General features: G+C 72.5%; 21 protein-coding genes. 10 read left to right on the top strand and 11 right to left on the bottom strand.

The window, feature by feature from the left end; all coding sequences use genetic code 11:
- Window positions 1-288: 288 nt before the first annotated feature.
- Window positions 289-1,503 carry a fumarylacetoacetase gene (gene fahA, locus ABD343_RS15655; protein ID WP_344528298.1) on the bottom strand — a complete coding sequence of 405 codons (1,215 nt, stop codon included), beginning with the start codon at window positions 1,501-1,503 and terminating at the stop codon, window positions 289-291.
- A gap of 272 nt (window positions 1,504-1,775) precedes the next feature.
- Between fahA and ABD343_RS15650 the strand changes: the two genes are divergently transcribed.
- Together ABD343_RS15650 and ABD343_RS15645 are read left to right on the top strand one after the other, a co-directional pair.
- Window positions 1,776-3,002: a carboxylate--amine ligase gene (locus tag ABD343_RS15650; protein ID WP_344528611.1), complete on the top strand. Its 1,227-nt coding sequence runs from the start codon at window positions 1,776-1,778 to the stop codon at window positions 3,000-3,002.
- A 118-nt stretch (window positions 3,003-3,120) separates the two neighbouring features.
- The gene (locus ABD343_RS15645; protein ID WP_344528296.1) at window positions 3,121-4,299 is read left to right on the top strand and encodes an NAD(P)-binding domain-containing protein; all 1,179 of its coding nucleotides are present in this window, start codon (window positions 3,121-3,123) and stop codon (window positions 4,297-4,299) included.
- 146 nt (window positions 4,300-4,445) lie between these two features.
- On the opposite strand, the gene ABD343_RS15640 is transcribed toward ABD343_RS15645, so the two are convergent.
- Window positions 4,446-6,455 (bottom strand): CocE/NonD family hydrolase, encoded by a 2,010-nt coding sequence (locus tag ABD343_RS15640; protein ID WP_344528294.1) that lies wholly within the window; start codon window positions 6,453-6,455, stop codon window positions 4,446-4,448.
- A gap of 30 nt (window positions 6,456-6,485) precedes the next feature.
- The gene (locus ABD343_RS15635; protein WP_344528292.1) at window positions 6,486-7,946 is read right to left on the bottom strand and encodes a peptide MFS transporter; all 1,461 of its coding nucleotides are present in this window, start codon (window positions 7,944-7,946) and stop codon (window positions 6,486-6,488) included.
- A 310-nt stretch (window positions 7,947-8,256) separates the two neighbouring features.
- Here ABD343_RS15635 and ABD343_RS15630 point away from each other — a divergent pair, with 310 nt between their 5' ends.
- The 4 genes from ABD343_RS15630 (at window position 8,257) to ABD343_RS15615 (ending at window position 12,931) form a co-directional block, all read left to right on the top strand.
- Window positions 8,257-9,270: a polyprenyl synthetase family protein gene (locus ABD343_RS15630; RefSeq protein ID WP_344528290.1), complete on the top strand. Its 1,014-nt coding sequence runs from the start codon at window positions 8,257-8,259 to the stop codon at window positions 9,268-9,270.
- A gap of 523 nt (window positions 9,271-9,793) precedes the next feature.
- Window positions 9,794-11,047: a LolA family protein gene (locus ABD343_RS15625; RefSeq protein ID WP_344528288.1), complete on the top strand. Its 1,254-nt coding sequence runs from the start codon at window positions 9,794-9,796 to the stop codon at window positions 11,045-11,047.
- A 26-nt stretch (window positions 11,048-11,073) separates the two neighbouring features.
- Window positions 11,074-12,045: an ABC transporter ATP-binding protein gene (locus ABD343_RS15620; RefSeq protein ID WP_344528286.1), complete on the top strand. Its 972-nt coding sequence runs from the start codon at window positions 11,074-11,076 to the stop codon at window positions 12,043-12,045.
- A complete protein-coding gene (locus ABD343_RS15615) occupies window positions 12,032-12,931 on the top strand; it encodes an ABC transporter permease (RefSeq protein ID WP_344528284.1) in 900 nt (299 codons plus the stop codon). Before ABD343_RS15620 ends, ABD343_RS15615 begins: the two co-directional genes overlap by 14 nt.
- Window positions 12,932-12,940: 9 nt before the next feature.
- On the opposite strand, the gene ABD343_RS15610 is transcribed toward ABD343_RS15615, so the two are convergent.
- Both ABD343_RS15610 and ABD343_RS15605 read right to left on the bottom strand, forming a co-directional pair.
- On the bottom strand, window positions 12,941-13,312 hold the full coding sequence (locus ABD343_RS15610; protein WP_344528282.1) for a DUF6336 family protein: 372 nt from the start codon (window positions 13,310-13,312) through the stop codon (window positions 12,941-12,943).
- Window positions 13,309-14,229, bottom strand: coding sequence for a LysR family transcriptional regulator (locus ABD343_RS15605; RefSeq protein ID WP_344528280.1), 921 nt, complete (start codon window positions 14,227-14,229; stop codon window positions 13,309-13,311). Before ABD343_RS15605 ends, ABD343_RS15610 begins: the two co-directional genes overlap by 4 nt.
- A gap of 144 nt (window positions 14,230-14,373) precedes the next feature.
- On the opposite strand from ABD343_RS15605, the gene ABD343_RS15600 reads away from it, so the two are divergent.
- Genes ABD343_RS15600 through ABD343_RS15585 form a run of 4 tightly spaced genes read left to right on the top strand, consistent with a single transcriptional unit; the run spans window position 14,374 to window position 18,189 of the window.
- A complete protein-coding gene (locus ABD343_RS15600; RefSeq protein ID WP_344528278.1) occupies window positions 14,374-15,285 on the top strand; it encodes an ABC transporter substrate-binding protein in 912 nt (303 codons plus the stop codon).
- Window positions 15,282-16,235 carry an amino acid ABC transporter permease gene (locus ABD343_RS15595; RefSeq protein ID WP_344528276.1) on the top strand — a complete coding sequence of 318 codons (954 nt, stop codon included), beginning with the start codon at window positions 15,282-15,284 and terminating at the stop codon, window positions 16,233-16,235. Before ABD343_RS15600 ends, ABD343_RS15595 begins: the two co-directional genes overlap by 4 nt.
- Window positions 16,232-17,005, top strand: a complete 774-nt coding sequence (locus tag ABD343_RS15590; protein ID WP_344528274.1) for an amino acid ABC transporter ATP-binding protein — start codon at window positions 16,232-16,234, stop codon at window positions 17,003-17,005. The genes ABD343_RS15595 and ABD343_RS15590 overlap by 4 nt, the downstream gene beginning before the upstream one ends.
- A gap of 23 nt (window positions 17,006-17,028) precedes the next feature.
- A complete protein-coding gene (locus ABD343_RS15585; RefSeq protein ID WP_344528272.1) occupies window positions 17,029-18,189 on the top strand; it encodes an NAD(P)/FAD-dependent oxidoreductase in 1,161 nt (386 codons plus the stop codon).
- On the opposite strand, the gene rarD is transcribed toward ABD343_RS15585, so the two are convergent.
- The 6 genes from rarD to ABD343_RS15555 all read right to left on the bottom strand — a co-directional run bounded on the left by rarD (window position 18,162) and on the right by ABD343_RS15555 (window position 25,919).
- Window positions 18,162-19,184: an EamA family transporter RarD gene (gene rarD, locus ABD343_RS15580; RefSeq protein ID WP_344528270.1), complete on the bottom strand. Its 1,023-nt coding sequence runs from the start codon at window positions 19,182-19,184 to the stop codon at window positions 18,162-18,164. The two genes, ABD343_RS15585 and rarD, sit on opposite strands and share 28 nt — an antisense overlap.
- A 156-nt stretch (window positions 19,185-19,340) precedes the next feature.
- Window positions 19,341-20,465: a 2-oxoacid:ferredoxin oxidoreductase subunit beta gene (locus tag ABD343_RS15575; protein ID WP_344528268.1), complete on the bottom strand. Its 1,125-nt coding sequence runs from the start codon at window positions 20,463-20,465 to the stop codon at window positions 19,341-19,343.
- Window positions 20,458-22,386, bottom strand: a complete 1,929-nt coding sequence (locus ABD343_RS15570; RefSeq protein ID WP_344528266.1) for a 2-oxoacid:acceptor oxidoreductase subunit alpha — start codon at window positions 22,384-22,386, stop codon at window positions 20,458-20,460. Before ABD343_RS15570 ends, ABD343_RS15575 begins: the two co-directional genes overlap by 8 nt.
- Window positions 22,387-22,599: 213 nt before the next feature.
- A complete protein-coding gene (locus ABD343_RS15565) occupies window positions 22,600-23,280 on the bottom strand; it encodes a response regulator transcription factor (RefSeq protein WP_344528264.1) in 681 nt (226 codons plus the stop codon).
- Between the two features lie 87 nt (window positions 23,281-23,367).
- The gene (locus tag ABD343_RS15560; RefSeq protein ID WP_344528262.1) at window positions 23,368-24,699 is read right to left on the bottom strand and encodes a sensor histidine kinase; all 1,332 of its coding nucleotides are present in this window, start codon (window positions 24,697-24,699) and stop codon (window positions 23,368-23,370) included.
- Window positions 24,696-25,919: a sensor histidine kinase gene (locus ABD343_RS15555; protein WP_344528261.1), complete on the bottom strand. Its 1,224-nt coding sequence runs from the start codon at window positions 25,917-25,919 to the stop codon at window positions 24,696-24,698. Before ABD343_RS15555 ends, ABD343_RS15560 begins: the two co-directional genes overlap by 4 nt.
- Window positions 25,920-25,948: the final 29 nt, after the last annotated feature.

Below are 25,948 nucleotides of genomic sequence, written 5' to 3'. Positions count from 1 at the left end.
GGCGCAGCCGCAGCCTGCAATGCACAGCCCGGGGCAGCCCGAACCCAGCTCTCGTGTCCGCGCACCCGGCGATGTGGGCTGCGCTTGCCAGCCCTGCTCCCCCAAGCTCTTCGAGCAGGGGGTACCCCCAGTGGCAGACCTCCCAAGCACAGCAGGGAGGAGTGGGGGCCTGCCCCGTCAGGGACGCGCAGACCTCCCGAGCGCAGTGGAGGGAGAGGCAGGGGCCTGCCCCGTCAGGGGCGCGGAGAAGCCGGGGGCACCCCCGGGGGAGGTGCCCCCGGGGGGGGGCTAGCTCGGTGATGGGGTTACGCGGCCTGTGACGGCGCCGAGGGCGAGGCGGGTGCCGGAAGGGCCCGGGGCCCACGCGGAGAGGGTGACCTCGTCGCCGTCCTCCAGGAAGGTCCGCTTGCCGTCCGCCAGGACAACCGGCTCGGCCCCGCCCCAGGTGAGTTCCTGGAGGCACCCGGACTGGGTGAGCCGGTCGGGCCCGCTGACGGTGCCGGAGCCGTAGAGATCGCCCGTACGCAGCGAGGCCCCGTTGACCGTCATGTGGGCCAGCATCTGCGCCCCCGTCCAGTACATCGCGGAGAAGGGCGGCTCGGCGATCACGTGCCCGTTCAGCCGGACCGTGATGCGCAGGTCGAGCCCGCCGGGCTCGATGCCGGGCGCGCTGTCGTCCAGATAGGGCAGCAGCGCCTCGTCCCGCGCCGGCGGCGCGACCCGCGCCGCGTCCAGCGCCTCCAGCGGCGTGATCCACGGCGAGACCGACGTGAGGAACGACTTCGCCAGGTGCGGACCCAGCGGCTGGCCTTCCCAGCCCTGGATGTCCCGCGCCGACCAGTCGTTGAGCAGGGTCACCCCGAAGACGTGCTCGGAGAAGTCGCCGAGCGCGACGCCCGAGCCGTCGCGTTCGCGCCCCGCGCCGACGACGAAGCCCAGCTCCGTCTCGATGTCGAGGCGCCGGGTGGGCCCGAAGGTGGGCGCGGACTCGGACGGCGCCTTGCGCTGCCCCTGCGGCCGTACGACGGGCGTGCCGGAGGCGACGACGGTGCCGGAACGCCCGTGGTAACCGACGGGCAGATGCTTCCAGTTGGGGAGCAGCGCGGCGCCGTCGGGGCGGAAGAGACGGCCGAGGTTGGTGGCGTGGTGCTCGCTCGCGTAGAAGTCCACGTAGTCGGCGACCTCGAAGGGCAGGTGGAGGCTCGCCTCGGACAGGGGCCGCAGGTACGGGTCGGCTGAGCCGTCCGCGAGCCAGCCGCGCAGCTCGGCCCGTACGGCCCGCCACACGGCGCGGCCCTCGGCCATCAGCGGGTTGAGCGAGGGCCGGGCCAGCAGCTCGGCGTGGGCGGAGCCGAGGGCGGCGGCCGCGGCGCCGGCGTCGAGGACGGAGTCGCCGTAGCGGACGCCCACACGGCGGTGGCCGGGGCTGTCCGCCGTGCTGAAGAGGCCGTAGGGGAGGTTGTCCAGGCCGAACAGGGCGGGGGAGTCGTCGGGTGTACTCATGGCGGTCAGGTTAAGGCCCTGTACGCGCCCGCTGAAGGGAGCAAAGGCCGGGCAAAGGTATGGCCGGAAGGGCGCGTCCGGTCCGGGGGGGGCTTGGCGGAAGGCACGTTCCGCCCTAGCGTCGTTCGTGGGGGCACGGGGCCGGAAGTGAGCCGCGCCGTGCGGTAGGGGGTCGAGTGGCGATCGAGGGCGCGCGCTTCAGCACCAGCGGAACCAGCACCGACGGAACCAGCACCGACCGTACAAGGGGCCGTACGGAGAACCGTACGGGGATCGACAGATCCGTCCCCGCGCTGATCGTCAAGATCGGGGACTACCCGCTGCACCACGGCGGCGTAGGCGCCATCCGCAGCCTGGGCCGTCTCGGCGTACCGGTGTACGCGATCACCGAGGACCGCTGGACGCCCGCCGCGCGCTCGCGCTATCTGCGCCGCCCGTTCGTCTGGCCCACCAGTGGGCGGGAGCCTCCGGAACGGCTGCTGGAGGGCCTGCTGCGCGCGGGCCGCCGCATCGGGCGCCCGGCCGTGCTGATCCCGACGGACGAAGAGGCCGCCGTGCTCATCGCCGAGCACCAGCGCGAGCTGCGCGAGCGGTTCCTCTTCCCGCGCGTGGAGCCGCACTTACCGAGGCGGGTCGCCAGCAAGCAGGGCCTGCACGAGCTGTGCGCGGAGCACGGCGTGCCGTCGCCCGCGGGCAGCTCGCCCCGGACGTACGCGGATGTGGAGCGGTTCGCCGCCGGGGCGCGCTTCCCCGTGGTGGCGAAGAACCGGGAGGCGTTCGTACGGCGGGAGAACCCGGCGGTGAACGGGACGACGCGGATCGACGGCCCCCGCGAACTCCTCGCGCTGGCGCGCCGGTGGGGCGAGCGGCCCGGGGTGATCCTCCAGGAGTACCTGCCGCTGGAGGACGCCGAGGACTGGATCGTGCACGCGTACCTCGGCGCCGGGAGCGAACCGCTCACGCTGTTCACGGGCGTGAAGGTGCGCGCGTGGCCGCCGCACGCGGGGATGACGGCGGCGGCGTACGCCGTCGGCAACCCCGAACTGGCCGCGCTGTCGGCCCGGTTCGTCAAGCACATCGGCTTCGCCGGGATCATCGACCTCGACTGGCGCTTCGACCGCCGCGACGGGCGGTACAAGCTGCTGGACTTCAACCCGCGCGTGGGCGCCCAGTTCCGGCTCTTCGAGAGCGACGCGGGGATCGACGTCGTACGGGCGCAGCATCTGCATCTGACCGGGCGCCCGGTGCCCGAGGGCGGGCAGCGCGAGGGGCGGCGGTACGTGGTCGAGAACATCGATCCGGTCGCCCGGCTCGCCTACCGCCGCCGCCACGGCGGCCCCGGCTACCGCGCCCCGCACGCCCCCGAGCGCGCCGCGCACGGCACCGAGCTGGCCTGGGCCGCGGCCGACGACCCGGTGCCGGCCGCGCTGATGGCGGCGCGGCTGCTGCGCCCGGGGCTCAAGCATCTGTGGCAGCACTGGCGGGGGAGCCACGGGTGACGCGTACGAGGTGACGCGTACGAGGTGAGGTGACCGAGGTGAGGTGACCGAGGTGGGAGGGGATCATCCAGTGAACGCGAGCGCGAGTGCGAGGACCCGCCGGAATCTGCCGGTTGCGGTGATCGGCGCCGGACCGTACGGCCTGTCGACGGCCGCGCACCTGCGGGCGAGGGGGGTGCCGACGCGGGTGTTCGGCGAGCCGATGGTGAGCTGGAGCGCGCACATGCCCGCCGGCATGCTGCTCAAGTCGACCCCGGTCGCCTCGAACATCGACGCCCCGCAGCCGGGCCACGGCCTGCTCGACTACTGCCTCGCGACGGGCGAGAAGCGCTACGAGTCGGACTGGGACATCGTGCCCGTCGAGACCTTCACGCGCTACGGGCGCTGGTTCCGGCGCGAGCTGGTCCCGGACCTCGAACAGGTCCGGGTCGTCGCCGTCGACCGGCGCCGGGGCGGCGGATTCGAGGTCAAGCTCGACTCGGGGGACGTGTGCGTGGCGCGCTCCGTGGTCGTCGCCACGGGGCTGAGCGGCTTCGCGTACGTACCGCCGGTGCTGGGCGCCGCCGTGCCGGACGGACCCACCCCCACGGGGCCCGTCTCCCACAGCTCCCAGCACCCGGACCCGGCGCGGCTCGCGGGCCGCGAGGTGGCCGTGGTCGGCGCGGGGCAGTCCGCGCTGGAGACGGCGGTGCTCGCCGCCGAGGCGGGCGCCGCTTCGGTGCGGGTCGTGGCGCGCGGGCGGACCGCCGTGGGCTTCGGCGCCCCGCCCGACCGCCAGCCCCGGTTCCGGCCGGAGAGCCCGTTCGGCCGCGCCTGGTCGCTGTACGCGCTGACGTACCACGCGGGCGCCTACCGCCATCTGCCCGCGCCCGTACGCCACGACCTGGTCCGGCGCGTCCTCGGCCCGCTCGGCGCCTGGTGGCTCCGCGAACGGTTCGCGGGCCGGGTCTCGGTGACGCAGGGCCACGCGGTGCGGCGCGTGGCCCTCGCGGGCGGCGGCCGCGTGCGGCTGGAGCTGGACGGCGGCGCGGCGGTGGAGGCCGATCACGTCATCGCCGCGACGGGCTACCGGGTGGATCTCGCGGCGATGGGTTTCCTCGGCCCCGCGCTGCGGGCCTCCCTGGCCCGCAGCGGCCGCACCCCCGCGCCCATGCTGGGCCCGGACTTCCAGTCCTCGGCCCCCGGCCTCTTCTTCACGGGCCTCCCGGCGGCCGCGTCGTACGGCCCCCTGATGCGGTTCGTGGTGGGAACCGAGTATGCCTCGCCCCGCGTTGCCCGAGCCGCCGCCCACACCTGACCCCGCCCACCCGTGCCGGGTGCCCGGCGCCAGGGGGCTGGGTACGGGGTGCCCCGCGCTGCGCGTCGCAGCCTGCGGCTACGTCGTGGCTGCCCGCGCAGTTCCCCGCGCCCCTTATGGGGCAAGCCCCGATGTCGGGGGTCGGGTCAGCCCGAGGTGCGGGGGATGTGGTGGGTCCAGGTGCGGCGGAAGAGTTCCGTGGCCCCCTCGTGGCATACGAGCTCGTTCTCCGTGACGAACTCGTCAGCCGTCGAGGCGATCGACGAACGCGTGGTGACGCGCGCGTCCCAGCCCAGCGAGGGCCGCCGCAGCCGGATCGCCCAGTCCGAGCGGGTGCGGGCGCTCAAGGGGTCGTGCTCGCGGATCACGTACGTCTCCAGCGCGTCCTCCGTGAACTCCAGGCCGTCCGGGTAGATACGGGTGCCGCCGTAGCGGGGGTCGACCTCCAGGCACCATTCGCCGGCGGCGACGTCGCGGACGACGAGGCGTTCGGGGCGCTGACCCGGCGCGTCCGGGTAGCTCACGCCGAGGGGCTCGGACTGCTCCGGAGGCTCGAAGCGGATCGCGGGGCGCCCCGCGTCGGCGGAGGGGTCGCGGACGGGGAGTTCGAGGGCGCTCGCGCCCGGGTCGAGGGTCCAGCCCGCCTCGCTGCCGGGCTGCGGCCAGATCCAGGGCCAGTACGCGGAGGAGAGCGCGAGCCGGATCCGGTGCCCGGGCGGGAACGCGTGGCCGATGCCGTTGAGTTCGAAGGCGACGTCCTCGGTGGCGCCCGGCTCCCAGTCCACCGCGCGGCCCCTGCCGTGCCGCGCGGCGAGGTTGAGCACGCCGCGGGTGACGAGCGTCGAGGAGCCGTCGGGCGCGACATCGCAGACCCGCGCGATCACCTGCCCGCGCGGGACCTCGCACGTCACCCGGAGCCGGACGCGCGGGCGGCCCAGGACCTCCACGCGTCCGTCCAGCGGCGCCGAGTCGAAGCAGACGGAACGCCCGTCCTCCTCGCGCTGGTCGGGCGGGAGGTCGGAGTCGTTGCCGAAGGGGAAGAAGCGGCCCGCGTCCACACCGGTGTGCTGCGGCGCCCGGACGGGCACGGGCCCGCTGCCCGGCAGTTCGTACGGCGTCATCGTCACGGCGGGGGAGGGCCAGGCGTCGTCGCCGACCCAGCGCCCCTCCAGTTCGGGGTAGACCGTGGCGGGCGGGTGCGACTCGCTGATCCAGGAGCGGAGGAGGGGTTCCGCCATGACCCCCGTGTCCCGGTCCTTCAGCCAGTGGTCCCACCAGCGCAGCGTCTCCTGGAGGAAGCCGATGGCCGGGCCCGGCGGCAGCCCCCGGTCCGGGTACTGGTGCGACCAGGGGCCGATCAGCCCGCGCACCGGGGAGTCCAGGTGCTCGACCAGGCGCAGCACCGTGTCCCGGTACGGGTCGTGCCAGCCGCCGACCGCGAGCACGGCGGCCTTCACCGCGCCGTAGTCCTCGCAGACGCTGCCGTGCCGCCAGTAGTCGTCGCGGGTCTGGTGGGCGAGCCAGGTGTGGATGAACGGGTCCACGGTCTCCAGGCGTTCGCGCCACATGTCGCGCCAGGCGTCGCCGACCTGCGCGGGGTCCGGCGGGCGGGAGACGAAGGCGAGCATGGTGGAGGCCCAGGCGTGCATGTCGACGGCGAGGACCGAGCCGCCCATGTAGTGGACGTCGTTGTCGTAGCGGTCGTCGGCGGAGCAGACGGTGACGATCGCCTTCAGGGCCTCGGGGGCGCGGGCGGCGAGCTGGAGGCTGTTGAAGCCGCCCCAGGAGATGCCGAACATCCCGACCCTGCCGCTGGACCAGGGCTGGGCCGCGAGCCACTCGATGACGGCGACGCCGTCGGTCAGCTCCGTCTCGTCGTACTCGTCGCCGGGCAGCCCCTCGGAGTTGCCGTGGCCGCGCACGTCGACGCGGACGGAGGCGTAGCCGTGCCCGGCGTACCAGGGGTGGCGCTGCGCGTCGCGCGGCGCGGTCCAGTCGCTGAGCCGGTAGGGCAGGTATTCGAGCAGGACCGGCACGGGCTCGTCGGTCACGGGGCGCCAGATCCGGGCGTACAGGGCCACCCCGTCGCCCATGGGGATGCGGACGTCCTGCCGCTCGACGCGGTAGGGGAACTCCTCGGCGGTACGAATGTGCATAAACCGATCCTCCGACACCAGCGGAACGACTCAGTGGACGGGGTGCATCGTGCGGCGCAGCCAGGGCGCGACGGCGAAGACCGCGAGGGCGACGACCACCGCCACCGCCCCGTTGAGCAGGAAGTAGAGGGAGTCCGCGATATCACCGTAGAACTTCACCGTCTGTGCCTGGACGCCGGTCGCGAGGGCCAGCGAGAGGAACCAGAGCGCGAGCCCCTGGCTGCTGAAGGCGGCGGGCGCGAGCTTGGTCGTCGCGGACATGCCGGTGGCCTCCAGCAGCACGTCGCCGACGCCGATCAGCAGCACCGCCAGCACCACCCACACCAGGCTGATCTCCCAGCTCGTGCCCGACTTGCCGAGCGTGACCGGGGAGAGCACGACGAAGCCGAGGCCGCCCAGCAGCACGCCGAGCGCGAGCTTGCGGGACGCGTGGGGCTGGTGGTGCCCCATCCGGGACCACACGGACGCGATCACGGGCGCGGAGAGCACGGACACGGCGCCCAGCGCGGAGCTGATCCAGCTCGACGGCACGTGCCAGCCGAGAACGCTCGTGTTGACGTGCGCGTCCGTCAGCAGCACCAGGACCGTGTACGACTGGAACAGCACGAAGTTGAACGCCACCGAGGCCAGCCACAGGACCAGAAAGGGCCGCAGCCGTCCGCGTTCGGCCGCCGTCACCCGGGGGCTGCGCCAGATCACGGTGAAGTAGACGACGGGCGCCGCCATCGACACGTACGTCAGGGCGTCCACGAAGCCCGGCAGGGTCAGCGCGCCGAGCGCGCTCAGCAGCACGCACAGCGCGGCGGCGGCGACGAGGCCGCCGCAGATCAGCCACACCGCGCGGCGCATCGCGGCCGGGGGCAGCGGGAACTCGGCGCCGTCCTTGCGCCCGGCCAGGTGGCGGCGGCCGAGCAGGTACTGCGCGAGGCCGAGCGTCATGCCGACGGCGGCGGCCGAGAAGCCCAGGTGCCAGTCGATGTCCTCGCCGAGCAGGCCCGTGATGATCGGCCCGAGGAACGCGCCGACGTTGATGGACATGTAGTAGAGCGAGAATCCGGCGTCTCGGCGGTCGTCGTCGGCGGAGTAGAGCTTGCCGACCATGGCGGCCACGTTCGGCTTGAGCATGCCGGTGCCCGCGCTGATCAGGCCGAGGCCGATCCAGGTCGAGGCGGGGTGCGGCACGGCCATCGCGTAGTGGCCGCAGGCGATGAGGATCCCGCCGTAGAGGACCGAGCGGTACGAGCCGAGCATCCGGTCGGCGATCCAGCCGCCCGCGACGGACAGCAGGTAGACGAGCGTGCTGTACCCGGCGGCCACCGACGCCGCGGGCCCCGGCTCCATCCCCAGGCCGTTGTCGGCCTCCGAGGCGGAGAAGAAGAGCACGAGGATGGCCTGCATCCCGAGGAACGAGAAGCGCTCCCAGATCTCCAGGCCGGACAGCGGCAGCAAGCCACGGGGCTGGCCGAGAAACGTGGGTTCGGGGCGGGACACGGGGGAGGGCTCCTGATGCGAGAGTGACGAACGAGGTTCCGGTGGTGATTCGAGTGCCCCTGCTGTCCCGGATTCGACTCCGCAAACCACAGCCAAAGGGTGATCTGAAACATATCCCGTATGTCCGGGCATGGCGCGGTAAGAAGGTGCGAGGACCCCTAAGAGCGGTCAGCGGGACAGGCGCCAACCGTGATCGTTATGTGACCGGATACGCTGCCAGGTGATGGTGGCACCGAGCCAATATGAGACAGCGTGACACCGCGCGATCACCGGATCGTTCATTCCACGTTCGCAGACAGGAGTACCCCTCGTGACCGTCGTCGGGCCCTTCGGGCTGAGCGTGCGGGACCAGGCTCTCGAAGTCGATGTCCAGGCAGGGTTGGCGGCCGTTGAGGAAGGTCTCTTCGAGGCCACCAAGAGCGACGTGCCGTTCATCACGGAGGCCGCCCAGCACCTCGTGCGCGCGGGCGGGAAACGCTTCCGTCCGCTGCTGGTGACACTGGCCGCCCAGTTCGGCGACCCGTACGCGCCGGGGGTGGTGCCCTCGGGCGTGGTGGTCGAGCTGACCCATCTCGCGACGCTGTACCACGACGACGTGATGGACGAGGCCGACGTGCGGCGCGGCGTCGCCAGCGCCAACGCCAACTGGGACAACTCCGTCGCGGTCCTCACCGGTGACTTCCTCTTCGCGAGGGCCTCGCACATACTGGCCGACCTCGGCCCCGAGGCCGTACGCATCCAGGCCGAGGCCTTCGAACGGCTCGTCACCGGGCAGATCATGGAGACCGCCGGCCCCTCCGAGGGCCAGGACCCCATCGACCACTACCTCGACGTGATCGGGGGCAAGACGGGCTCGCTGATCGCCGTCGCGGGGCGCTTCGGCGCGATGATGGCCGGGGCCGACGAAAGGATTGTGTCGATCCTCACCCAGTACGGGGAGCGGATCGGCGTCGCCTTCCAGCTCGCCGACGACGTCCTCGACATCTCCAGCGAGGCCCGCGAGTCCGGCAAGACCCCGGGCACGGACCTGCGCGAGGGCATCCCGACGCTGCCGGTGCTGTACGTACGGGCGCGCGCCGCGTCGCCCGGCGCGACGGCGGAGGACCGGGAGCTGGCCGCGCTGCTCGACGGGGACCTCACGGACGACGCCCGGCACGCGGAGGCCCTCGCGGGACTGCGGGCTCACCCGGCACTGGAGCAGGCCCGCCGCGACACGGTCCGCTACGCGGAGGCGGCCCGCGACATGCTGGCGCCGTTGCCGGACAACGCCGCGAAGGCCGCCCTGTCGGGCCTGTGCGAAGCGGTCGTCCACCGGGCCGGCTAAGGGCCGGTTCAGGGGCTGCCCTATCCCGTGCGTTGCCGACTGCGGGTGCGTCGTGGCTGGTCGCGCAGTTCCCCGCGCCCCTGACGGGACACCTCCGCTGAGGCCTCCCGCGAAGCTTGGGAGGTCTGCCACTGGGGGTACCCCCTGCTCGAAGAGCTTGGGGGAGCAGGGCCGGCAAGCGCAGCCCCCGTGCCGGGTGTCCCGGACTTCTGGGCTGGGTTCGGGGTGCCCCGTGCTGTGCTTCGCAGGCTGCGGCCGCGTCGTGGCTGGGCGCGCAGTTCCCCGCGCCCCTGAAGGGGCGCTTCCGTTCCGCCCCCTAGAACGGGGGAGCTCTCATCAGGGAGTGTCATCCCGGGGGAGTACGTCGAGTTGCCCCCGTCGGCTGACGCCTAGGCCGGTCGGATTTGATGCCATGGAGTCACACACCCCGCACCGATTCGGGTGAGAATGGCGGCAAGGGGTGGACGAGTGCGACGTTGCGACGTAAGCGAACCGCCGCCGACGACGGAGGTAGGACGTACACATGGCACAGATCCAACCGAGCAAGCCCAGGCGCAAGGCGCTCCGGTACGGCGTACCGGTCGCCATCGCGGGCGTGGCGGCGGCCACCGTAGGCCTGGTGCCCGCGCTCGCCGACGCCGGTGACCCGGACCTGCCCAAGATCACGGCCGAGGAACTCGTGGCCAAGATGGCCAAGTCGGACGCCGACCAGGTCTCCGGCACGGTCAAGATCAGCACGGACCTCGGCCTGCCCTCCCTCCCCGGCGGCTCCGGCGGCCAGGGCGGCGGCCCCTTCGGCGGAGGCGGAGGCGGCGAGGAGGAGGGCAAGGACGGCGAGGGCGAGAAGCCCGGCGCCGCCCCGCAGCAGAAGCTCACGCAGCTCGCCTCCGGCGAGCACACGCTCCGCGTCGCGGCGGACGGCCCCGACAAGCAGCGGGTCTCGATCGTCGAGGACGCCGCCGAGTACAGCCTGATCCACAACGCGGGCGAGCTGTGGGCGTACGACAGCGGCAGCAACACGGCGTGGCACGCCAAGGCGCCCGCGAAGGGCGGCAAGGCGGGGACCGAGCACGAGAAGATGCCCGAACTGACGCCGGAGAAGGCGGCGAAGCGGGCGCTCGAGGCGGCTGAGAAGTCCGGCACGTCGGCCTCCGTCGACGGCACGGCGAAGGTCGCGGGCCGGGACGCGTACCAGCTCGTGCTGACCCCGAAGGACGCCCCCGACACCACCGTCGGCGAGATCCGCATAGCGGTCGACGCGGACAACGGGGCGCCGCTGAAGTTCACGCTGACCCCGAAGAGCGGCGGCAAGGCCGTCGTCGACATCGGCTACAAGAAGGTCGACTTCGGCAAGCCCGACGGCGGCACCTTCGACTTCAAGCCCCCGAAGGGCACGAAGGTCACGGAGGAGAAGCTCGACAAGAAGTTCGACGAGAAGCGCGGCAAGGCCCACGGCTCCCAGCCCGACCTCTCCGGCCTGGACATCCTCGGCAAGGGCGCGGACTGGAACAAGGTCGCCAGGATCGACACCGGCAAGGCGGGCGGCGGTCCGGGCCTCGGCGGCATCGCCAAGGGCGAGGGGCTGGACAAGGGCGAGGGCGCCCAGGCCCAGAAGCTGCTCGACAGCTTCACCGACGAGGCCAAGGGCGACTTCGGCACCGGCCGCGTCTTCAGCACCCGCCTGGTCAACGCCCTGATGACGGAGGACGGCAAGGTCTACGTCGGCGCCGTCACCAAGGACGGGCTCATCAAGGCCGCGAACGCGGACGCGAAGTAACCACCACCGAGGCAGAGGGGGAGCGTATGGCCGAGACGGCCGCCGACCGTGGCGACGGGGAACCCGTGATCTCGACCCAGGGGCTCACCAAGCGCTACAGAGGCGGTCAGCTCGCCGTCGACTCCCTCGACCTCACCGTGCCGCGCGGCAGCGTCTTCGGCTTCCTCGGGCCCAACGGCTCGGGGAAGACGACGACGATCAGGATGCTGCTCGGCCTGATCGAGCCGACCGAGGGCGGCGCCCGCCTCCTCGGCGAGCCCATGCCCCACGGCGCTCGCCGGGTGCTGCCCCGGGTCGGCGCCCTCATCGAGGGCCCGGCCCTGTACGGCTTCCTGAACGGGCGCGACAATCTGCTGCGCTTCGACGCGGCCGACCCCACCGCCGACCCCCGCACCCGCGCGGCCCGCGTCGGCAGGGCCCTGGAGCGGGTCGGGCTCTCGGCCGCGGCGGGCAAGAAGGCGCGGGCGTACTCGCTGGGCATGAAGCAGCGCCTCGGCCTGGCCGCGGCCCTGCTCCAGCCGCGCGACCTGCTCGTCCTGGACGAGCCCACCAACGGGCTCGACCCGCAGGGCATGCGCGAGATCCGCACCCTCGTCCGCGAGCTGGCGGACGACGGGATCACCGTCTTCCTCTCCTCCCACCTGCTCGACGAGATCGAGCAGGTCTGCTCGCACACGGCCGTGATGAACCGGGGCCGTCTCGTCACGCAGGGGACCGTCGCCGAGATGTCGGCGGGCGCCCGCGGCAGGCTGACCGTCACCACGCCCGACCCCTCCGACGCGCTCCGCGTCCTCAAGGAGCACGGCGTGACCGACCTGGAGGCGGACGGGGAGCAGCTCACCGGGGACCTCCCGGCCACCGACCCTCCGGACCTCGCCGACCTCAACGCCGCCCTCGTACGGGACGGCGTGCGCGTACGCGCGTTCGGCATGGCGCGGGCCTCGCTGGAGGACGTCTTCGTCTCGCTCACCGGGGAGGGCTTCGATGTCGCAGGCTGAGGCCACCGAAAGGGCGGCTGTCCCGAGGACGCCGGGCCCGCTCTGGTCGCTGGGGCTCTTCCGCTCCGAGCTGGCCGTCACCTTCCGCCGCTGGCGCACCCTCGCGCTGCTCGCGGTGCTGGCCCTGGTGCCGGTGCTGGTCGGCATCGCCGTCAAGATCGAGACGAGCGACGGGGGTTCGATCGGCGGCGGGGGCGGGAGCCAGGGCGGCGAGGGCCCGGCGTTCATCTCGCAGGTCACCAACAACGGCCTGTTCCTGGTCTTCACCTCGCTCGCGGCCACGCTGCCGTTCTTCCTGCCGATGGCCATCGGCGTGATCGCGGGCGACTCGATCGCGGGCGAGGCCAACGCGGGCACGCTGCGCTATCTGCTGGTCGCCCCGGCGGGGCGTACACGCCTGCTGCTGGCGAAGTTCACGACCGTCCTGACGTTCTGCCTGGCCGCCACGCTCGTCGTCGCGGTCTCGGCGCTCGCGGTCGGCTCGCTGCTCTTCCCCGTCGGGGAGGTCACGCTGCTGTCCGGCACGACGGTGCCGTTCGCGGAGGGGCTGGCGCGGGCGCTGTTCATCGCGGTGCTGGTCGCCGCGTCACTGGTGGGCCTGGCGGCCCTCGGGCTCTTCATCTCGACGCTCACCAACAGCGGCATCGCCGCGATGGCCGCGACGGTCGGGCTGCTGATCACGGTCCAGATCGTGAACACGATCCCGCAGCTCCACGCCATCCACCCGTATCTCTTCCCGAACTACTGGCTGAGCTTCTCCGACGTCCTGCGCGACCCGGTCTACTGGGACGACCTGGTCAAGAACCTCGGCCTCCAGGCCCTCTACGGCGCGGTGTTCGGCTCGGCCGCCTGGGCCCGCTTCACGAGCCGCGACATCACGGCGTAGCGCCGCCCCTCACCACGGCCCGCCCGCCAGCCCGTGGAGGCCGTACGCGAACGGGCCCAGCACCAGCCCCACGGCGCCGACCCGGACCATCGTCGGGGCCAGTACGGTCAGGCCCTCGTACTGGCCCTCGGAGAGCAGCGCGCGCCACTCGCGCCAGCGGCGTGCCTCGCCCGGGATCCACAGGAAGCCGCCGAGCGCGAGGCAGATCGCGCCGCCGAGGAGCCCGGCGCCCGAGGCGACGAGGAGGAAGGAGATCCGCTGCTCGCCGCGCAGCACGTACGCGACGAGCGCGGTGACCGGCACGGCGGCCAGCCCGTAGAGCGCCCCGCGCCCCAGCACTCCCCAGAACCGCAACGGGATCCGCCCGCTCTCTTCTGTCATGCCCGCACCGTACTGTCCCGTACGGCCGCCGCCGCCTCGCGGAGCAGGCCGAGGGCGAGGGGGAGGAACGGGTTCGGGTCCGTCGTGCGGTGGACGGCGTGGACGCGGCGGACATGGGCGGGGTCCGTGAGGCGGGTGAGGTGGACGCCGTGGGTGGGCGCGGGGACGGCGAGTTCGGGCGCGACGGCGACACCGAGACCCCGCCGGACCAGCTCGTAGGGGAGGTTGTAGTCGTTCGTGCGGAAGAGGACCTCGGGGCGGAAGCCGCCCGCCGCGCAGATGTGCAGGAGGCAGCGGGCCGCGTCCGTGTCCTCGTGGTAGCTGATCCAGCGCTCGTCGGCGAGGTCGGACAGCCGGAGCGGTGCCCGGCCCGCCAGACGGTGGCCCTCCGGCAGCAGCACGTACAGCGGCTCCTCCAGGACCAGCGTGCGGGTCAGCTCCTCGGGCCAGTGATGCGGGACGACGCCGTACTCGAAGACGACCGCCAGATCGAGGCTCCCCTCCAGCACCGCCGGGACCGTGACCTGCGGATCGCCCTCCTCGTAGCGCACCTCGACCTCGGGGCGGTCGCGGAGGAAGCCGGTGAGGACGGCGGGCACCAGCCGGAATCCGGCCGACCAGAAGCTGCCGAGCCGCAGCCGCCCGCGTTCCGCCGCGCCGTACGCGCGCAGCTCGTCCTCCGTCGAGGCCAGCTCGGCGAGCAGCCGGGTCGCGCGGTGCGCGAGGTGCGCGCCGGCCGCCGTCGGCCGGACGCTGCGCGGCGTGCGCTCGAACAGGGCGACGCCCAGCGCGCGTTCGAGGGTGGAGATCTGCTGGGAGACGGCCGAGGGCGAGTACCCCAGCCGCCGCGCCGCCGTACGGAACGAACCGGCGGCCACGACCTCGCGAATCGCCCTGAGCTGCGGCGGTGTGAGCATCACCGGAACGTAGCAGGCGACCGCGGAGCATCAGAAGAGCTGAACACCCCGTGCGGAAAGCGTCACTGTTCCTGATCTTGCCGGGCACACGGGCCGTCCCGCAGATTGGCGTGCACCCCGATCCGTTCCCTCCGAGGAGGCTCCGTGCCCAGAAGAGCGGTGCCCAGAAGAACGGCATGGCCCGTGCTCGCGCTCACCGCGCTCCTCGCGCTGACGACCGCGGGCTGCGGCGGCACGTCCACCGTCAACCAGTCGAAGGTGCCCCGGCAGCCGGTCGACAAGGAGCTGCGCGCGCTCGTACCGGAGAAGATCCGCGAGTCCGGCACCCTCACCTCCGCCGTCGGCAACGACTACCCGCCGCTCTCCCTCCTCGACCTCGACAACAAGACCGTCATCGGCGCCGAACCCGACCTCATCCGCGCCGTCGCCCAGGTCCTCGGGCTGGACGTCAAGCTGGTGCAGGCGAACTTCGACAGCATCATCGGCGGCGTCCAGTCCCGCCGCTACGACGTCGCGATCCAGGCGATGCTCGACAAGCCCGAGCGGCAGAGCCAGATCACGTTCGTCGACTACATGAGGACGAGCAGCTCGATCCTCGTCTCCGAGCGCGCCGCCGACGGCGTCGACTCGCTCGACAGTCTGTGCGGCAGCCAGGTCGCGGTCGAGCAGGGCACCTCGCAGGTCGACGACGTCGCCGCGCAGGCGAAGAAGTGCGCGGCCCGGGGCGAGCCGAAGCTGGAGAAGCTCGTCTTCCCCGACTCCGTGGGCTGCTTCCAAGCCCTCTCGACGGGCCGCGCGCACGCCTTCGTCGGCGGTACCCCGACCGTCGGCTACCAGGCGGAGATGTCGCACGGCCGCTTCCGCACCGGCGGCGAGCCGTACCGCTTCCTGCCGTACGGAATCCTGATCAACAAGGAGGACAAGGACTTGGTACGCGCGGTGCGCGGGGCCCTCCAGAAGCTCATGGACAACGGGACCTACACGAAGATCCTCAAGCAGTGGAAGATCGCCAACGGCGCCCTGAAGCGCGCCACGGTGAACGGGGGCCGGGCATGACGGCCGTGAGAGACGGGGCGGAGGCCGGAACGGCCGCCCCCGCCCCCGCCCCCGCCGACTCCGTACGGGCCGTCCCGCTGCGCCGCCCCGGGCTGCGGATCGCCGCCGTCGCCCTCGTCTTCCTGCTCGTGTTCCTGCTGGAGGGCTGGATCACCAACCCCCGGATGCGCTGGGGGACGGTCGGCGAGTTCCTCTTCTCCCCGGTGATCATGGAAGGGCTGCGGACGACGCTGCTGCTGACGGTGCTCGCCATGACCCTCGGCATCGTCGGCGGCGTCCTGCTCGCCGTGCTGCGGATGTCCCGCAACCCGATCCTGGCGAATCTGATCTGGTGCTACATCTGGGTCTTCCGGGGCACCCCGCTCCTCGTCCAGCTCCTCTTCTGGTACTTCCTCTCCGCGATCCTCCCGAAGGTCGGGCTCGGCGTTCCGTGGGGCCCGACCTTCGTCGAGGTCGAGACGAACACGCTGATCACGCAGATGGCGGCGGCCGTCCTCGGGCTCGGGCTGCACGAGGCCGCGTACATGGCGGAGATCGTCCGCGCCGGGATCACCTCCGTGGACGACGGGCAGAACGAGGCGGCCCAGGCGCTCGGCATGACGCGCCGCCAGACGCTGCGCCGCATCGTGCTGCCGCAGGCGCTGCGCATCATCATCCCGCCGACCGGCAACCAGGCGATCTCGATGCTCAAGACGACCTCCCTCGTCTTCGCCATCGCCGTCCCCGAGCTGCTCACCTCGATCCAGGGCATCTACTCGCGCAACTTCCAGCAGGTGCCGCTGCTGATGGTCGCCTGCTTCTGGTACCTGGTGGCGACCTCCGTCCTCAACGTCGGCCAGTTCTACCTGGAGCGCCGCTACGGCCGCGGCTCCAGCCGCGCGCTGCCGCCCACCCCGCTCCAGCGGCTGCGTGCCGCGGCGCGGAAGAACCGTGAGGAGACGTCCCGTTGACCGCCCCGTCGACCTCCGTCATCGCGGCGCGAGGCGTCCGCAAGAGCTTCGGCCGTACCGAGGTGCTGCGCGGCATCGATCTGAGCGTCGCGCCCGGCGAGGTGATGTGCCTGGTCGGCCCCTCGGGTTCCGGCAAGTCCACGTTCCTGCGCTGCGTCAACCATCTGGAGACGATCGACGCCGGGCGGCTGTCCGTACGCGGTCAGCTCGTCGGCTACGAGGAGCGCGGCGGCAGGCTGTACGAGCTGAGCGAGAAGGCCGTCGCCCGGCGCCGCCGGGGCATCGGCATGGTCTTCCAGCGCTTCAACCTCTTCCCGCACATGACCGCGCTGGAGAACGTCTGCGAGGCGCCCGTCCAGGTCAAGAGGGAGCCGAGGGAACGGGCGCGGGAGCGGGCCCGCGCGCTGCTGGCCCGCGTCGGCCTCGGCGACAAGGCCGACGCCTACCCCTCCCAGCTCTCCGGCGGGCAGCAGCAGCGCGTCGCCATCGCCCGCGCGCTCGCGATGGAGCCGGAGCTGATGCTCTTCGACGAGCCGACCTCGGCCCTCGACCCCGAACTCGTGGGCGAGGTGCTGGACGTGATGCGGGCCCTCGCCGACGACGGGATGACCATGGTCGTCGTCACCCACGAGATGGGCTTCGCGCGGGAGGTCGGCGACTCGCTCGTCTTCATGGACGACGGCGTGGTCGTCGAGTCCGGCGCCCCCGAGGCGGTGCTGGGCGACCCCCGGCACGCACGCACCCGTGCGTTCCTCAGCAAGGTTCTCTGACCCGGAAGGTTGTCGACAGCTTCATGACCCGTGCCCTCGTCATCGGTGCCGGAGTGATCGGCGCCGCCACCGCGTACCACCTCGCCCGCGCGGGCGCCGCCGTCACCGTGCTCGACGCGCACGGCCCCGCGCAGCGCACCTCCGGCGCGACCTTCTCCATCGACGTCACCCACCTCAAGACCCCGCGCTCCTACTACGAGCTGAACCGCCGCAGCGCGGCCCTCCACCCCGCCCTGGAGTCCGAGGGCCGCGAACGCTGGCGCCATCCCGTGCCCCTGGTCCAGTGGGGGCACACCGAGGAGGAGCGGCGCACGATCCGGGAGCGCGCCGCGCGCCTCGCCGCATGGGGCCACCCCTGCCGCACGGCGGACCCGGCCGAGCTGCGCACGCTCGCCCCGGCCGCCGACCCCGCGGCGTGCCGCGCCGGGGAACTGGTCGTCCACGACGAGGCCGCCTGGTACGACGCGCCTCTCATGGCCCGCGCGCTGCTGGACCGCGCGGCGGCGCGCGGCGCCGACATCCGCTACGACACTCCGGTCGAGGATCTGCTCCTCGACGGTGGCCGGGTGCGCGGCGCGCGGGCGCGCGGGCAGCGGTTCGCTGCGGACCATGTCGTCAACTGCGCGGGGCCGGACGCCGCGCGTATCGCCGCGCTCGCGGGCGTACGGCTGCCGCTGCGCCAGATCCCGGGCCTGGTGGGGGAGTCGGTGCCGCTGCCGGAGCCCGGGCTCGGCGCCGTCCTCGCGACCCCCGGCGTGGACCTGCGCCCGGCGCCCGGTGGCCGGGTCGTCGCGATCTCCTGGGCGGCCGACGCGCTGCTGGAGCCGACGCCGGGTACGGACGTACCGCCCGAGGCGGATCTCCTGGCGCGCTGCGCCGAGGTGCTGCCCGCGCTGCGCTCCGGCGCACTCGCGGGCGTACGGGTCGGGGTGCGGCCCGTGCCCGCCGACGGGCTGCCGCTCGCCGGGGCGCACCCGGAGGCCGGGGGGCTCTACTCGCTGGTGACCCACAGCGGCGTCACCCTGGCCCCGCTGCTGGGGGAGCTGGCCGCGCGGGAGCTGACGGAGGGCGTCGCGCTGCCCGACCTGGAGCCGTACCGCCCGGACCGCGACACCTCGCGGCCCGTGCGGGACGAGAGCCTGGCGGTGATGAGCGGCTACCGCGCGGGCGTGGCGGAGGACTGAGCGGGGGCCTCCTGGTCCCCGCCGGGCTCTCCCCCCGGCTCGGACCCGGCCTTGGCCTTGGCCTCGGCTTCCCGCTTCGCCGCCGCGGCGGCGGCGCGCAGGGCCGCCCGGCCGCGGCGTGCCGTGCGCAGCGCGTCCCAGGTCAGCAGCGCCAGCGCCGCCCAGACGAGCCCGAAGCCCGCCCAGCGCTCGGGCGGCATCTCCTCGTGGAAGACGGTCACGCCGAGGACGAACATGAAGGCGGGCGCCATGTACTGGAGGAGCCCGATGGTGGAGAGCGGCAGCCGGACGGCGGCGGCGCCGAAGAAGATCAGCGGCAGCGCGGTGGCCGCGCCGGAGAGGACCAGCAGCAGGGTGTGGACCCCGCCGTCGGTCGCGAAGGTCGAGTCGCCGCGCGCCCCGAGCCAGATGAGGAAGCCGAGCGCGGGCAGGAACTGCATCATCGTCTCGGCGCTGAACCCCTCGACGCCGTCGAGCTTGACCTTCTTCTTGATCAGCCCGTACGTGGCGAAGCTGAAGGCGAGGGTGAGCGAGACCCACGGCAGCTTGCCGTAGGCGAACGTCATCACGACCACGGCGAGCACGCCGACGCCCACGGCCACCCACTGCGCCACGCGCAGCCGCTCACGGAGCAGCAGGACGCCGAAGGCGATGGAGACCAGCGGGTTGATGAAGTAGCCGAGGGAGGCCTCGATGACCCGGCCGGAGTTGACCGACCAGATGTAGAGCCCCCAGTTCGCGGAGATCACGCAGGCGGCCAGCAGGATCAGCGCGAGCTTCCTCGGCTCGCGCAGCAGCGGGCGTATCCAGGACCAGCGGCGCACCAGCGCGAGGATCAGCAGCGCGGTCGGCAGCGACCACACCATGCGGTTGGCGAGCACCTCGGAGGCGCCGGTGTCCTGGAGCAGGTGCCAGTAGAGGGGGAGCAGCCCCCACATCCCGTATGCCGCGAAGCCATAGGCCAGACCCGCCTTGTCCGTCCCCTGCGTCCCCATCGGAGCCCCCTCTCTCGCCGTGCCCTCCGCACGGTAACGGAAGACGGGCACCCCTGTCAGTTCCGTCCCGCGTTATGGTCCTGTCGGCCCCGGCGGCGCGAAAATGCCCGGCACCTCCGGGGAGGCGCCGGGCACTTCGGGGTCGGTCGGCGGGGCTCAGCCCACGACCGTCCAGGTGTCGTTCCCGTGCAGCAGGGCGGACAGGTCGCCCTTGCCGTTCTGCTCCACGGCGCGGTCGAGCTGCTCGGCCATCTCCGTGTCGTAGACCGGGCGGCGGACGCTGCGCAGCACGCCGATCGGCGTGTGGTGCAGGGTGTCCGGGTCGGCCAGCCGCGAGAGCGCGAAGGCCGTGCCGGGGGAGTCCGCCGCGGCGTCATGGACGAGGACGTCCGCCGTGCCCTCCTCGCGCACGTCGACGATCCGCAGCTCGCCGCTGGGGTCGCGCACGACGCCCTTGGCGCCGAGCCCGTCCTCCGCCGGGGTCCCGAAGCGGATCGGCTCGCCGTGCTCCAGCCGGATCACGGCCTCCTGCGCCTGCTCCTTGTCTTTCAGGACCTCGAACGCGCCGTCGTTGAAGATGTTGCAGTTCTGGTAGATCTCCACGAGCGCCGTGCCCGGGTGGTCGGCGGCGGCGCGCAGCACCGAGGTGAGGTGCTTGCGGTCCGAGTCGACCGTACGGGCCACGAAGCTCGCCTCGGCGCCGAGCGCCAGCGACACCGGGTTGAACGGCGCGTCCAGCGAGCCCATCGGCGTCGACTTGGTGATCTTCCCGGCCTCGGAGGTCGGGCTGTACTGACCCTTCGTCAGGCCGTAGATCCGGTTGTTGAAGAGCAGGATCTTCAGGTTCACGTTCCGCCGCAGCGCGTGGATCAGGTGGTTGCCCCCGATCGAGAGGGCGTCGCCGTCGCCCGTGACCACCCACACGCTCAGGTCCCGTCGCGACGTGGCGAGGCCGGTGGCGATGGACGGGGCGCGGCCGTGGATCGAGTGCATCCCGTACGTGTTCATGTAGTACGGGAAGCGGGAGGAGCAGCCGATGCCCGAGACGAAGACGATGTTCTCCTTCGCCAGGCCGAGTTCGGGCATGAAGCCCTGGACGGCGGCCAGCACCGCGTAGTCGCCGCAGCCGGGACACCAGCGGACCTCCTGGTCCGACTTGAAGTCCTTCATCGTCTGCTTGCCCACGGCCCTCGGCACCAGGGAAAGCGCCTCCGGGCCCTTGCTGTCGGCCTCCTCGGTCAGAGGAGCCCCCTCCGCGAGACCTGTCGAAGTCTCAGCCATTGGTGATGGCCTCCTTGAGAGCGTTCGCGAGCTGCTCGGCCTTGAAGGGCAGACCGCGGACCTGCGTATACGACTGTGCGTCGACGAGATAGGTGGCGCGGATGAGGGTGGCGAGCTGCCCGAGGTTCATCTCCGGCACGACCACCTTGTCGTAACGCCGCAGCACCTCTCCGAGATTCCGGGGGAACGGGTTGAGATGGCGCAGATGGGCCTGCGCGATGGTGCCCCCCGCGTTCCTGATCCGGCGCACGGCGGCCGTGATCGGCCCGTACGTGGAGCCCCAGCCGAGCACCAGCAGCCCGGCGTCGCCGCTCGGGTCGCTGACCTCCAGGTCCGGCACCTCGACCCCGTCGACCTTGGCCTGACGGGTGCGGACCATGAAGTCGTGGTTGGCCGGGTCGTAGGAGATGTTGCCCGTGCCGTCCTGCTTCTCGATGCCGCCGATGCGGTGTTCGAGTCCCGGCGTGCCGGGCACCGCCCAGGGGCGGGCGAGGGTGTGGGGGTCGCGCTTGTACGGCCAGAAGACCTCGGTGCCGTCCTCCAGCTCGTGGTTGGGGCCCGAGGCGAACTGGACGCGCAGGTCGGGCAGCTCGTCCGGGTCGGGGATCCGCCAGGGCTCCGAGCCGTTGGCCAGATAGCCGTCCGAGAGCAGGAAGACCGGCGTCCGGTACGTGAGCGCGATCCGGGCCGCCTCCAGCGCCGCCGTGAAGCAGTCGGCGGGCGTGGACGGGGCGACGATGGGCACCGGTGCCTCGCCGTTCCGCCCGTACATCGCCTGGAGCAGGTCGGCCTGCTCGGTCTTGGTGGGCAGCCCGGTGGAGGGGCCGCCGCGCTGGATGTCGATGATCAGCAGCGGCAGTTCGAGGCTGACCGCGAGGCCGATCGTCTCGGACTTCAGCGCCACGCCCGGGCCCGAGGTCGTCGTCACGGCCAGCGAGCCGCCGAAGGCCGCGCCGAGGGCGGCGCCGATGCCGGCGATCTCGTCCTCGGCCTGGAAGGTGCGGACCCCGAAGTTCTTGTGCTTGCTCAGCTCGTGCAGCACGTCGGAGGCCGGGGTGATGGGGTACGAGCCGAGGAAAAGCGGAAGGTCCGCTTTCTGAGACGCCGCGACCAGTCCGTAGGACAGCGCGAGGTTGCCCGAGATGTTCCGGTACGTACCGGGCGGGAAGGCGGTGGACGCCGGCGCCACCTCGTACGAGACGGCGAAGTCCTCGGTCGTCTCGCCGAAGTTCCAGCCCGCGCGGAACGCCGTGATGTTCGCTTCCGCGACCGTCGGCTTCTTGGCGAACTTGGTGCGCAGGAACGCCTCGGTCTGCTCGGTGGGTCGGTGGTACATCCACGACAGGAGGCCCAGCGCGAACATGTTCTTCGACCGGCCCGCCTCCTTACGGCCCAGGTCGTACTCCTTCAGCGCCTCGACCGTGAGCGTGGTGAGCGGCACCTGGTGGACGCTGTATCCGTCCAGGGAGCCGTCCTCCAGTGGACTGGAGTCGTAGCCGACCTTTGCCATCGCACGCTTGGTGAACTCGTCCGTGTTGACGATGATCTCGGCGCCGCGCGGCACGTCCGCGATGTTCGCCTTCAGCGCCGCCGGGTTCATGGCCACCAGGACGTTCGGGGCGTCGCCCGGCGTCAGGATGTCGTGATCGGCGAAGTGGAGCTGGAAACTGGAGACGCCCGGCAGCGTGCCCGCGGGGGCACGGATCTCGGCCGGGAAGTTCGGCAGCGTCGAGAGATCGTTGCCGAACGAGGCCGTTTCGGACGTGAAGCGGTCGCCCGTCAATTGCATGCCGTCGCCGGAGTCGCCCGCGAACCGGATGATCACCCGGTCCAGGCGCCTGACCTCCTTGTCCTGCCCGCTGTCCTGCCCTCTCTCAGGGCCGGACTGATGCCCGACTGGGCTACTGACCTGACTGGTCACGGTGGATCGGACCTCCCTCAAGGCGGCGGCTCGCCAGCCATCGTACGTCGCTAAGGGTTGCCTTCCCGAAGGTGATCCCATGCTGGACAGCTTTTTGAGACGCTCTGCCGCACTGCGCTGCCACGCTCGCTCCACCCCCTGGAGTGCTCCTCAAGCTCTCCGTTTCCCCTGGCGGCACGGGACGGCCTGACGGCGGCCCCGCGCCGCCCTCCGCTACGAATTCAGATACGTCAGCACCGCGAGGACCCTCCGGTGATCCGCGTCACTCTGCGAGAGGCCCAGCTTCAGGAAGATGTTGCTGACGTGCTTCTCGACGGCCCCGTGGCTCACCACGAGCTGCCGGGCGACCGCCGAGTTCGTCCGCCCCTCGGCCATCAGGCCCAGCACCTCCCGCTCCCGCGGGGTGAGACCTGCGAGCACGTCCTGCTTGCGGCTGCGCCCGAGAAGCTGCGCGACCACCTCCGGGTCGAGCGCCGTGCCGCCCTGGGCGACTCGCGCGACCGCGTCCACGAACTCACGCACTTCGGCTACCCGGTCCTTCAGCAGATAGCCGACCCCGCGGCTGGATCCGGCCAGCAGCTCCGTCGCGTACTGCTCCTCCACGTACTGGGACAGGACCAGCACACCCAGGTCCCCGTACGTCTCCCGCAACCGGACGGCCGCGCGCACGCCCTCGTCGGTGTGCGTCGGCGGCATCCGCACGTCCGCCACGACCACGTCGGGGAGCTGTCCGGCCTCGGCGAACTCGGCGACGGTCTTCACCAGCGCGTCCCCGTCCCCGACGCCCGCCACGACCTCGTACCCCCGGTCCGTGAGCAGCCGGGTCAGCCCCTCCCGGAGCAGCACCGAGTCCTCCGCGATGACCACGCGCACCCTGTCCTCCGCGCTCTCCATCTACCCGGCCCCCCTGAAGCGTGTCCCCTTCCCACCAGCATCCCAGATCCGCCGGTGCCCGGGGGCCGGGCGCCGCGACCTGTTCCGCTACTGGTCGCGCCAGGGCAGTTCGGCGGTGACGGTGGTGGGGCCGCCACGTGGGGAGTCGAGGACGAGGAGGCCGTCGACGGCGTCGAGGCGTTCGGCGAGCCCCGCGAGCCCCGAGCCCGCCTCGGCGCTCGCCCCGCCCTTCCCGTCGTCCGACACCTGGAGCATCAGCCGGTCCTTGCCCCGCCACAGCTCGACCCCGGCCCGGGTGGCGCCGCTGTGCTTGCTGACGTTCTGCAGCAGCTCCGAGACCGTGAAATAGGTGATCCCCTCGATGGCCGCCACCGGCCTCTCCGTCAGGTCGGTGGTGACGGTGACGGGGACGGTGCAGCGGGCGGCGAGTGCGGAGAGGGCGGGGCCGAGTCCGCGGTCGGTGAGGATGGCGGGGTGGATGCCGCGGGCGAGGTCGCGGAGTTCCTGGAGGGCGAGTTTCACTTCGCCGTGGGCTTCGTCGACCATTTTGGCGGCGGCTTCGGGGTCTTCGAGGAGTTTCTCTTTCGCGAGGCCGAGGTCCATGGCGAGGGCGACGAGGCGTGCCTGGGCGCCGTCGTGCAGGTCGCGTTCGATACGGCGCAGGTCCGCCGCCGCCGTATCGACCACCGCACCCCGGTCCGACTCCAGCTCCCACACCCGCGTCGCCAGCCGCGAGGGGCCCAGCAGCCCGACGACCAGCAGCCGGTCGACCCGGCTCAGGCCCCGTACCAGCCACGGCGTCAGCAGCACCAGCAGCAGCCCGACGACCGTCACCACCAGGACCTCCGGCGGCGTGTCCAGCACCTCGCCGCCGCCCTGGCCGCTCCTGGCCCCGATCTGGAGCCCGTCGTGGAACTGCAGGGCGTCCCGGTCCCGGTTGTGGAAGAGCCACTGCCAGGCGGGGAAGAGCAGCAGCAGCCAGCCGTGGAAGACGACCAGCGCGGTGGCCGTGAAGCTCAGCATCGCCCACGGCAGATGGAGCAGCGCGTAGAGCACGTGCCGCCAGGACACGCCGCTGCGCAGCGTCGCGCCCATCCAGGCCATCGGACCCCGGGACCGCTGGAGCGCCCGTACGGGCTCGGGCTCGGCGACGTCCAGGCCCAGCAGCCCCCGGGCCCGTGCCCGTTCGAGACGGCCGAGACCCCGCGCCCCCGCGAGCCCGGCGGCGAGCACCGGCACCCCGAGGAACGTGATCAGCAGCCCGGCGCCGACGAACAGCATCGTGACGGCGTACGCGAAGGTGGCGACGGCGAGCGGCAGCCCGGACAGCACGTACAGCAGCTCGCGCAGCGCCCGGCGCTCGAACGGCGCGCGCAGCACCGTACGCACCACACCCGGCGCACCCATGGTCGGCCTCATGCCGTCGCTCCCCGCTTCTGTTCGTGCTCGTCGCGCCAGGGCAGTTCGGCGGTGACGGTGGTGGGGCCGCCGGGCGGGGAGTCGAGGACGAGGAGGCCGTCGACGGCGTCGAGGCGTTCGGCGAGGCCCGCGAGCCCGGAGCCCGCGTCGGCGCTCGCCCCGCCCTTCCCGTCGTCGGTCACCTGGACGAGCAGCCGCTGGTCGGTGCGCCACACCTCCACGCCGGCGGTACGCGCCCCGCTGTGCTTGCTGACGTTCTGCAGCAGCTCGGACGCCGTGAAGTAGGCGATGCCCTCGATCGCGGGGGCGGGGCGCCGGGCGAGGTCGGTGGTGACGGTGACGGGGACGGTGCAGCGGGCGGCGAGTGCGGAGAGGGCGGGGCCGAGTCCGCGGTCGGTGAGGATGGCGGGGTGGATGCCGCGGGCGAGGTCGCGGAGTTCCTGGAGGGCGAGTTTCACCTCGCCGTGGGCTTCGTCGACCATTTTGGCGGCGGCTTCGGGGTCTTCGAGGAGTTTCTCTTTCGCGAGGCCGAGGTCCATGGCGAGGGCGACGAGGCGTGCCTGGGCGCCGTCGTGCAGGTCGCGTTCGATACGGCGCAGGTCCGCCGCCGCCGTGTCCACCACCGCACCCCGGTCCGACTCCAGCTCGGCGACGCGCCGCTCCAGCTCGTCGGAGGGCGCCAGCAGCGTGCGGACCATCAGCCGGTCCACGTTCGTCAGCCCCCGCGCCACCCACGGCAGCACCGGCCAGGCCACGATCAGGGACGGCAGCGTCACGCAGAAGGTCAGCCACCCCCAGGGGAAGCGCACGAACGAGTACAGCACCTGCCGCCAGGCCACCGGGTCCTTGAGCCGCTCCCACAGCCACGGCAGGAACCCGGGGCGCGGGGCGCGCAGCGGGCTCGGCTCGTCGATCCGCACGCGCAGCAGCAGCCGCGCCCGCGCCCGCTCGAACTTGCCGATCTGCCTCGCGCCGAGCAGCCCCACCGCCAGCAGCGGCAGCCCGATCGTCGTGACGGAGAGGAACGTGCCGGTCCACAGCAGCGTCACGACGTAGACGAAGGCGACCGTGTCGACCACCGCGTTGACCAGCAGATGCGCGATCTCCCGGCACGTCTGCGCGGAGAGGGCGGCCCGGGGCGGCGGCAGCGGTTCGACGTCCCCGCTCCCGGCCGGGGCGGCCGGTGCGTCGGGCTCGGATCTCAGGGGACTCGCGGTCATACGCCCCAGCCTGCCCGGCCGCCTTTGGC

The organism is Streptomyces albiaxialis, assembly GCF_039530985.1.
GTDB classification, from domain to species: Bacteria; Actinomycetota; Actinomycetes; order Streptomycetales; family Streptomycetaceae; genus Streptomyces; species Streptomyces albiaxialis.
This window is presented reverse-complemented; position numbering and strand designations above follow the sequence as displayed.